Source organism: Phyllobacterium sp. P5_D12 (assembly GCF_054049495.1).
In genome coordinates this window covers 1-5371 of record NZ_JBFUMG010000305.1, presented here as the reverse complement: position 1 = coordinate 5371, position 5371 = coordinate 1, and the positions used below count along the sequence as shown (strand labels likewise).

At 57.3% G+C, this 5371-nt stretch carries 4 protein-coding genes; 2 read left to right on the top strand and 2 right to left on the bottom strand.

Annotated features, from left to right (window positions below; translation table 11 throughout):
* Positions 1-124 precede the first annotated feature (124 nt).
* Together ACXJ5O_RS17825 and ACXJ5O_RS17820 are read right to left on the bottom strand one after the other, a co-directional pair.
* Complete coding sequence (locus tag ACXJ5O_RS17825) at positions 125-568, bottom strand: YqaA family protein (RefSeq protein WP_457301053.1); 444 nt, start codon at positions 566-568, stop codon at positions 125-127.
* 47 nt (positions 569-615) lie between these two features.
* Complete coding sequence (locus tag ACXJ5O_RS17820) at positions 616-1128, bottom strand: single-stranded DNA-binding protein (RefSeq protein ID WP_457301052.1); 513 nt, start codon at positions 1126-1128, stop codon at positions 616-618.
* A 448-nt stretch (positions 1129-1576) separates the two neighbouring features.
* Here ACXJ5O_RS17820 and uvrA point away from each other — a divergent pair, with 448 nt between their 5' ends.
* The gene (gene uvrA, locus ACXJ5O_RS17815; RefSeq protein WP_457301051.1) at positions 1577-4498 is read left to right on the top strand and encodes an excinuclease ABC subunit UvrA; all 2922 of its coding nucleotides are present in this window, start codon (positions 1577-1579) and stop codon (positions 4496-4498) included.
* A gap of 29 nt (positions 4499-4527) precedes the next feature.
* Positions 4528-5331, top strand: coding sequence for a DUF72 domain-containing protein (locus ACXJ5O_RS17810; RefSeq protein WP_457301050.1), 804 nt, complete (start codon positions 4528-4530; stop codon positions 5329-5331).
* Positions 5332-5371: the final 40 nt, after the last annotated feature.

Genomic DNA, 5371 nt, shown 5'->3' with positions numbered 1-5371 from the left:
CCCCTGCATGGGGTGCTTGTTTTCTGGGCTCGGTCCGTTCATGAAAACTCCGGAAATCGGTGTCGGGATTGACGAGGTCATCGTGACACAGGAGATGGCGAAATCTGGACGCCACTTCCGCCACTCATATGAGCCGCCACCCCTGCGTCAGCATGAAAACGACCATATAACGCATGGTCTTTGCAATTGTTACGAGGACCAGGAAGCTTGGCAAGGGTTCCCGTAGAGCGCCCGCAGCCAGTGTCAGCGGATCGCCAATGATCGGGGCCCAGCTCAAGAGTAGCGTCCACCTGCCATAGCGATGGTACCAGGAGGCGGCGCGATCGAGTTGCGCGTGGCTGGCGGGAAACCATTTGCGGTCGCGAAACCTGTCAATTCCGCGGCCAAGCAGCCAGTTGACCACCGAGCCAAGGACGTTACCGATGCTGGCTACCGCTATCAGCGCAGCCGGCGAATATGAATTGCTGAGGAGAAGTCCGGCAAGTGCCGCCTCCGATTGCATCGGAAGGACAGTCGCCGCAGCGAAGGCTATTGCGAACAGCCCAGCATAAACGCCCAGATCACTGATCATGACTGGGCGCTGTATCGTTCATTGGATCTTATTGTATYTGGATCTCAGAACGGGATTTCGTCGTCGAGATCGCGCGAGAAATTACCGCCTGCACTCGATGAACTGCTCGATGATGCACTGGAACGGCCGAAATCCGAACCATCATTGTCCGAAACCTGGCCGCGACCCGAATTGTCGAACGAACGTCCACCGCCGGCATTTTCACCGCGTGAATCGAGCATCTGCAATTCACCACGGAACTTCTGCAGTACGACTTCTGTCGAATAGCGGTCGTTACCAGTCTGATCCTGCCACTTGCGAGTCTGCAGAGCACCTTCGAGATAGACCTTCATGCCCTTTTTCAGGTATTGCTCGGCAACCTTGGCAAGATTGTCATTGAAGATAACGACACTGTGCCATTCGGTTTTTTCCTTGCGCTCGCCGCTGTTCTTGTCGCGCCAGCTTTCCGACGTGGCGATGYGAAGGTTGACGACCGGATCGCCAGAACCGAGCCGCCGGATTTCCGGGTCAGCGCCAAGATTTCCTACCAAAATGACCTTGTTGACACTGCCTGCCATGATTTGAACTCCATAAATTCCGCTTTTAAAATTTTCGCCATCATACAGAAGCCGCATTMAAGACGGGGCAACTGATTACCGCTATCCACAATATACAGTCCCGGGTMGCGCTCGCATCGCCAGCCACCAAAACCCTCCTGCCAGATTTGTCAGGAGACTTGCCGCGCTTTCAACGCAGCCACGAACCGCAACGCACCTGGTTTTTTACAGCCAACGCTTGAACAAGACTGCTTTCACACCCTGTCAGCACTATGTCAGTAGAACATCCACAGTTTGTTCTTTTTTTGTTCTATCACTTGCCCTAACAATGTCAACATGGCTATGGTGATTCCAATAGGGTTAGGGTCAGGACCTCGTAAACCGGAGAAGACTTTCTAAATATAGGAAAGCCGCTCGCTGAGGGCCATAACTCCTTCCAAATAGCGCGCCCTCTCAAAGGCAAACACATATGAGCGATCAGAAGTACATTTCCATTCGCGGTGCCCGCGAACATAATTTGAAAAACATCGATCTTGATCTGCCGCGCGACAAGCTGATTGTCATGACCGGCCTTTCAGGGTCGGGCAAGTCGTCACTCGCGTTCGATACGATCTATGCCGAAGGGCAGAGGCGTTATGTCGAGAGCCTGTCCGCCTATGCGCGGCAGTTTCTTGAGATGATGCAGAAGCCTGACGTCGACCAGATCGACGGCCTGTCGCCGGCGATTTCCATCGAGCAGAAGACAACCAGCCGCAACCCGCGATCGACGGTAGGCACGGTCACCGAGATTTATGACTACTTGCGCCTGCTTTATGCGCGTGTTGGCATTCCTTATTCTCCCGCCACCGGTCTGCCGATCGAAAGCCAGACGGTCAGCCAGATGGTCGATCGTGTGCTGGCACTCGAAGAAGGCACGCGTCTTTTCATTCTCGCGCCGATTGTCCGTGGCCGGAAGGGCGAATACCGCAAGGAACTCGCCGACCTGCAGAAGCGCGGCTTCCAGCGCGTCAAGGTTGACGGCATTTTCTACGAGATCGCCGATGTCCCGGCGCTCGACAAGAAATACAAGCACGACATCGACGTGGTGGTGGACCGTATCGTCGTGCGGCCCGATATGTCCGCGCGTCTTGCCGACAGTCTCGAGACCAGTCTGAAACTCGCCGACGGCATCGCCGTTGCGGAATTTGCCGACAAACCGCTTCCGGCCGACGAAACGGCCAGCGAATCCGCCAACAAATCCAAGAACGATACGCATGAGCGCGTGATGTTCTCGGAAAAGTTTGCCTGTCCGGTTTCGGGTTTCACCATTTCCGAGATCGAGCCGCGGCTGTTTTCGTTCAACAATCCCTTCGGCGCATGCCCGACCTGCGATGGTCTAGGGACACAAAAGGCCATCGATCCCACGATGATCGTTCCGGACGAAAGCCTGACATTGAAAAACGGCGCCATCGCGCCGTGGTCCAAGTCGAGTTCGCCCTATTACAATCAGACGCTGGACGCGCTCGGTACCGCCTATGGCTTCAAGCTTGCTGATCGTTGGCGCGACCTGAGCGAGGAAGCCCAAAAAGCCATTCTTTACKGTACGGGGAGCCGCGAGGTTCAATTCGCCTATGATGACGGCCTGCGTTCCTACCGCACCACCAAACCCTTCGAAGGCGTCATTCCCAATCTGGAACGCCGCTGGAAAGAGACAGACTCCGCCTGGTCGCGCGAGGAGATAGAGCGTTTCATGTCGGGTACACCCTGCCCGGCTTGCAAAGGCTATCGGCTCAAGCCCGAGGCTCTTGCGGTCAAGATCGGCGGTCTGCATATCGGTCAGGTCACCGAGAAATCCATTCGCCATGCGGATGCGTGGTTCAGTGACATCGACAAGACATTCAATGAAAAGCAGACGGAGATCGCCGCGCGCATTCTCAAAGAGATCCGCGAGCGCCTGCGCTTCCTTAATGATGTCGGGCTCGACTATCTGGCATTGTCGCGCAATTCCGGCACGCTATCCGGTGGTGAAAGCCAGCGCATCCGGTTGGCCTCGCAGATCGGCTCCGGGCTGACCGGCGTGCTCTATGTGCTTGATGAGCCGTCCATCGGCCTGCATCAGCGAGACAACGAGCAGTTGTTGAAGACCCTGCGCCACCTGCGCGATCTCGGTAACACCGTCATCGTCGTCGAACACGACGAGGACGCAATCCTCACCGCCGACTATGTCGTCGATATCGGCCCGGCTGCGGGTATCCATGGCGGCGAGATCATTGCGCAGGGCTCGCCTGCCGATATCATGGCCAGCCCGAAATCCCTGACCGGCAAGTATCTGTCCGGTGAGATCGAAGTGGCGGTGCCTTCCGAGCGGCGCAAGATCAACAAGAAGCGCATCAAGATCGTCGGAGCGCGGGGCAACAACCTGAAGAACGTCTCGGCTGAAATTCCGCTCGGCACATTTACGGCCGTTACCGGCGTGTCCGGCGGGGGCAAATCGACGTTTCTGATCGAGACGCTGTTCAAGGCTGCCTCGCGCCGCATCATGGGTTCGCGCGAGCACCCGGCTGATCATGACCGCATCGACGGGCTGGAATTTCTCGACAAGGTCATCGATATCGACCAGTCGCCGATCGGCCGCACGCCGCGCTCCAATCCCGCAACTTATACGGGTGCGTTTACGCCGATCCGCGACTGGTTTGCGGGGCTTCCGGAAGCAAAAGCACGTGGCTACCAGCCCGGCCGCTTCTCGTTCAACGTCAAGGGCGGACGCTGCGAGGCGTGCCAGGGCGACGGCGTGATCAAGATCGAGATGCACTTCCTGCCGGACGTCTACGTCACCTGCGATGTGTGCCATGGCAAGCGCTACAATCGCGAGACGCTGGAGGTCCTGTTCAAGGGCAAGTCGATCGCCGACGTCCTCGATATGACCGTCGAGGAAGGTGCGGAGTTCTTCGCCGCCGTCCCTGCAGTGCGCGACAAGCTGCAGACGCTGGCCAAAGTCGGCCTCGGCTATATCCATGTCGGCCAGCAGGCAAATACCTTGTCCGGCGGCGAGGCGCAGCGCATCAAGCTCGCGAAGGAACTGTCGCGCAAGGCGACCGGCCGTACGCTCTATATTCTCGATGAACCCACCACCGGCCTGCATTTCCACGATGTGGCGAAGCTGCTCGAAGTGCTGCACGAACTAGTCGACCAGGGCAACACAGTCGTCGTGATCGAGCACAATCTCGAAGTCATCAAGACAGCGGACTGGGTCATCGACCTTGGACCACACGGCGGCGACGGCGGCGGTGAGATCGTGGCTGTCGGCCGGCCCGAGGATATTGTCGAGGCCGAACGCTCCTATACCGGCCAGTTCCTCAGGGAGCTTTTGCGCCGGCGCCCGGGGCACAAGGCGCAAGCCGCGGCAGAATAATCAATCTATCTTCAAGGGAGGAGACGGAGATGACCAGCGGAACCATAAGGGTGGGCATTGGTGGCTGGATTTTCGAGCCTTGGCGCGGCACCTTTTATCCAAAGGGTCTCTCCAAGACCAAGGAACTCGAATATGCAGGCCAGCATCTGCAGACGATCGAGATCAACAGCACCTATTACGGTACGCAGAAGTCCGAGACTTTCGCCAAATGGGCGAGCCAGGTGCCGAATGGTTTCGTTTTCTCGGTCAAGGGCAATCGCTTTGTCACCAACCGCCGTGTTCTCGCCGAAGCCGGCGAGTCGATACAGCGCTTCATCAGATCCGGTATAGCCGAGTTGGGAGACCGGCTGGGGCCGCTGATCTGGCAGTTTGCGCCAACAAAGAAGTTCGATGCGGATGATTTTGGCGCGTTTCTAGATCTCTTGCCAAAGAGCGAATCCGGCCTCCCCCTGCGCCACGCGGTTGAGGTCCGCAATCCTTCCTTCATCGATCCCGACTTCATCGCCCTTGCTCGCGAAAAGGGTGTGGCCGTGGTTTATGCGGAACATTTCGAATATCCGGAAATTGCCGACGTGACCGCTGATTTCGTCTATGCTCGTCTGCAGAAGGGTGATGATGCCATCGATACCGCCTACCCCGCCAAGGCGCTCGACAAATGGGCAGATCGCGTCAAACATTGGGCAAAGGGCGATGTACCGGATGATCTGCCACTGGCCTCTCCCAAGCAGCAGCCGGAAAAGCAGCCTCGCGATGTTTTTGTCTACTTCATCCACGAAGGCAAAGTGCACGCCCCGCAGGCAGCACAGGCGCTGACGCAGCGTTTGAACGCATAATCTATCAGGCCCATCCGATAAGTAATGCCCGTCAAAATCC